This is a genomic window from Catellatospora sp. NPDC049609 (genome assembly GCF_040675365.1).
Taxonomy (GTDB): domain Bacteria; phylum Actinomycetota; class Actinomycetes; order Mycobacteriales; family Micromonosporaceae; genus Catellatospora.
Window position 1 is genome coordinate 1 of sequence record NZ_JBFAOU010000359.1, and the last position, 3,533, is coordinate 3,533.

The 3,533-nt window shown below is 64.8% G+C and carries 3 protein-coding genes and 1 pseudogene; 1 reads left to right on the plus strand and 3 read right to left on the minus strand.

Annotated features, from left to right (window positions below):
• The first annotated feature begins 558 nt into the window (after nt 1-558).
• Complete coding sequence (locus AB0J67_RS39920) at nt 559-789, plus strand: transposase (protein ID WP_363490836.1); 231 nt, start codon at nt 559-561, stop codon at nt 787-789.
• Between the two features lie 279 nt (nt 790-1,068).
• On the opposite strand, the gene AB0J67_RS39925 is transcribed toward AB0J67_RS39920, so the two are convergent.
• The 3 genes and pseudogenes from AB0J67_RS39925 to AB0J67_RS39935 all read right to left on the minus strand — a co-directional run.
• Nucleotides 1,069-1,605, minus strand: a complete 537-nt coding sequence (locus AB0J67_RS39925) for a hypothetical protein (protein WP_363490832.1) — start codon at nt 1,603-1,605, stop codon at nt 1,069-1,071.
• A gap of 232 nt (nt 1,606-1,837) precedes the next feature.
• Nucleotides 1,838-2,845, minus strand: a complete 1,008-nt coding sequence (locus AB0J67_RS39930) for a hypothetical protein (RefSeq protein WP_363490834.1) — start codon at nt 2,843-2,845, stop codon at nt 1,838-1,840.
• 420 nt (nt 2,846-3,265) lie between these two features.
• Nucleotides 3,266-3,424: pseudogene (locus AB0J67_RS39935) on the minus strand (DUF6444 domain-containing protein); the annotation flags it as partial.
• Between the last annotated feature and the right edge of the window lie 109 nt (nt 3,425-3,533).

Here is a 3,533-nt window from a genome sequence, read left to right on the forward strand (position 1 = left end):
TATCGATGCCGCCACGCCGAGGTCCTGATCATCAACCCGAGGCCACTCGGCCACACACGTTCCTACCAGCGGTAACGCTTATCTTCCCGGCATTGTCGTTAAGGCCCCACCGCTCGAGCCTGACTCCGAGGTTGACTCAAGGCTGATGTCGTTAGGGGATTCGTCGGCTCCAGCGGTGAGACCCTGGTTGTGCATACGGTTGGCCGGGCTCGCGTGACTTCATAAGAGCTTGTGCACCCAAGCCCCGTCACTGAGCCGTCCGCCCGCTTGGCCGGTCGTGGGCGTGGTTCTCTGCGAAAAGGCAGGAAGATCACGCATGGCGAAGAAGAAGCGGACTGTCATCGGTCGCTTCGACCCCTACGGGCTGACCCATCACGCAGCGGCGGTCGACGCGCGGGGGCCGGCTGCTGGGCGATGCCCAGTTCGAGGCCGGCACCGCCGGACACCGGCAGATGGCGGCGTGGCTGCGCCGTCACGGCGAGATGGTGACGGCTGGCGTCAAGGGCCAGCGCGCGGTGCGGCTCTACCGTGGGCCGACCCCAACCGGTCATCTAGCGCCTGGCCGAGCAGCTCGGCGTGCATCCCGAAGCTCTGCGCCACTGGATCCGCCAGGACCAGCCCAATCACGGTGAACGCTTCGACCAGCCGACCACCGCCGAGGCAGACGACCTGCGCCAGCTGCGCAAGGAGAACGCCGAGCTGCGCAGAGCCAACGAGACCCTCAAGGCCGCCTCCGCTTGCTTCACCTCGGGACTCGACCCGACCCGGCGACGGTCAGAACGCTCGTGACCGAGCTGCGCGGCCGCTTCGGGGTGAGCCCGTCCTCTGTGTCCTGCAAGATTGCGCCGTCGACCTATTACGGCTGAGTGGCCCGCGAGGCCGACCCGGGCGTACGGGAACTCGAAGACCGCGGGCTGCTGACCAAGATCGTCGACATCCGGTCCGGTCCGGTCATACCTACGGCAGCCCACGGGTGTACGCGACCGTGGCCCGCCGGAGCATCCGCCTCGGGCGCAAACGGGTCGATGGCCGCGGCGGCAACGCTGGTGCCGCCGCGGCGCTTGCTCGTCAGTGCGAGATGGTCAGCTGAACTTGGGACAGGATGCTCTTCACCGAGCCGCGTCCGGCGAGGCAGTTGATCAGGTCTACGCCGGAGCCGACGAACACCTGGTTGACGTTGCTGCCGAGGAACAGCCCGGCGGTGACGGTGCCGTTGAAGGTCACTACGAGGCTGGAGCCGGACAGCGAGGCGGTGCGTACGGCGTTGACCGTCGTGGTCTGGCCGGTGTTCCAGGTGATCGTGAAGTTGACGTTCAGCGTGCCGAGGACCATGGTGCAGTCGTCGAGCATGGTGACCGTGCGGCTCTCCTTGCCCGCGACCAGGTTGGGCCAGCGCGGCGCCCGGCACGGCTGGTACGACGTGCTGCGCGACACCACGGTGGGCTGGTTCACCAGTGTGAGCGGCGGGCTGAACGTGATGATGTTGGTGCTGCTCGGCGAGGTGCAGCTTACGTCGAGCACCGCAGCCTCGGCGGGAGCGGCTACAGCGAGGGCACCGCCGATCGCCAGAATGGCGGTGACGGCGGCGTGGGCGAGTCGGACCACGAGGGCCTCCGATCTCTCGAGGACGGGACGGGGTCATCAATCCCGTCACACCCACGGATGCCGGTGTGACGGGATTGGTGAGCCACTGGCTTGCTGCCATCGCGCGTCAACCTCGTACTGCGTGCGTCGTTGGCGAGCCAGCGGTTACGGTCTTGCGGCGGGAACGCCGCCATGATCTGTCAACTATGTCTCTGTGCCTGGCGGTACACCGCCAGGCACAGAGACATGGCGTTTACGGCGAGAGGGATTCTGCGAAGTCGTACAGGCTCTTGATGTCGTTGTCGTAGTACGGGCCGTCGAACTGGCCGTTGCCTGGATTGTCTCCGTGGCTGACTGTGCTGTTGATGTATCCCAGGCCGTTCGAGTCGTTGTATTCCTGCAGCCAGGGTCCACCGCTGGAGCCATAGGTCATGTTGCACCACATCCGGATGACCTGGTCATGGGCGTGCCATGTACCGCTCTGGCAGAAGTACTGGCTTTCGCCGCCGCCTAGGTTGGATGGATAGCCGAGGGCGGTGACATTGACGTTGTAGCCCCAGTTCCACCGTAGGCCGTTGCCACCCACGACATCCACGATCCTCTGGCCGAAGCCGTTGGTGTTCATGATGGCGATCGCCATGTCTTCGCTGTAGCTGCTGCTGGTGATCCAGGCCGTGCGGGTTGTGAGCTGCATTGCCACCCATGTGCCGAACGGACGCAACCCATTGCGGTACCGCGGCACGAACTGCCAGTTGCTGTACCACTGCCCGCCCGCTCCCTGGTGCACGCAGTGGCCCGCGGTTACGACCAGACGTCTCTTTCCGCTGGCCACAGTACTGGCCGAGCAGGATGCCAAACCACCCCCGGGGGTGGTGAAGTACACCTTGCCGACAGTTTGCGATTCGTTGAGCAGTGTGCCTGCTCGGTCGGCGTTCGAGAGGGCCGGCAATACCGGCGGGATTGCGCCTGACGGCCCGTTGGGTTTGGGTACCGCGCGGGACGAAGCCGTGGTGGGCTCCTTCTGCCGCTTGAAGTCCAGGTCGACGGCTGCTGCCATCCGCTCTGGTGTCCAGTACGCGGCGACCTCCTTGGCGACGGCATCACTGGTCACCGCTCGACCGTCACCAGTCCGGGCGACGGTGGTTGTGTTGCCGGAGTCGCGGTCGTTCGCGGGCGGCTTTGCTTCAGCAGTTGCCGCACCGGTCGTGATGAGCGCGAGCGCGAGACTGGCGACGGCCAGCCATTGGGGGTGGCGTTTCACGAGACCTCCTTGTCTCTGTCCGATATGGACTAACAGAGAGTATCGAGGTCCCTACGTTGAGTACAGTGTTTGCTGTGATAAACCAGCATCAATTTCGTGAATGAACCAAGCCGTGCGTGTTCCCAGTGGTCTACATCGACCACCGTTATCTATCTACGTGCCAGTAGGAGCTAACGGTTCACTGTGTCGACCTGCTGTCCGGTCGAGCGATGCGGTCTCCACACAGGTACCAGTGTCGATGGAGTCCGAAAGGGTCAATCGTCCTCTTCGTCGGTTTCACGCGACATGGGCGGCGCTGTCGCTCCAGCGGCGGACCCGGCGCACGATTAGCTGGGCGGTGACGGCCTGTTCCTGTGCGCCAGGTGTAGCCCTCCTCGACGATCCGGACGTCGCAGATCACGCTCCCGCAGCGACCGCGGCCGGCCCGTCCGACGACGGCGGCTTCGACGAGTTACGCGAGTTGAGACCGAGCCGGCGCTCCAGCTCGGCCACCCACGCCGTCAACCGCTCGATCACCGCAGCCTGTTCCACGACCAGAGCAGCCAACTGCTCATACGACGGAACCGGCCCAGACGACACCGGACAATCATCTACTAGCTTGTCGTTTAACCTCCCCGGCCGATTAGCTGCTGCTACGGCCGGGGATCTCTGTGTGCACTGTGGACAGTGAGCGGCCTTGGCGTGATCA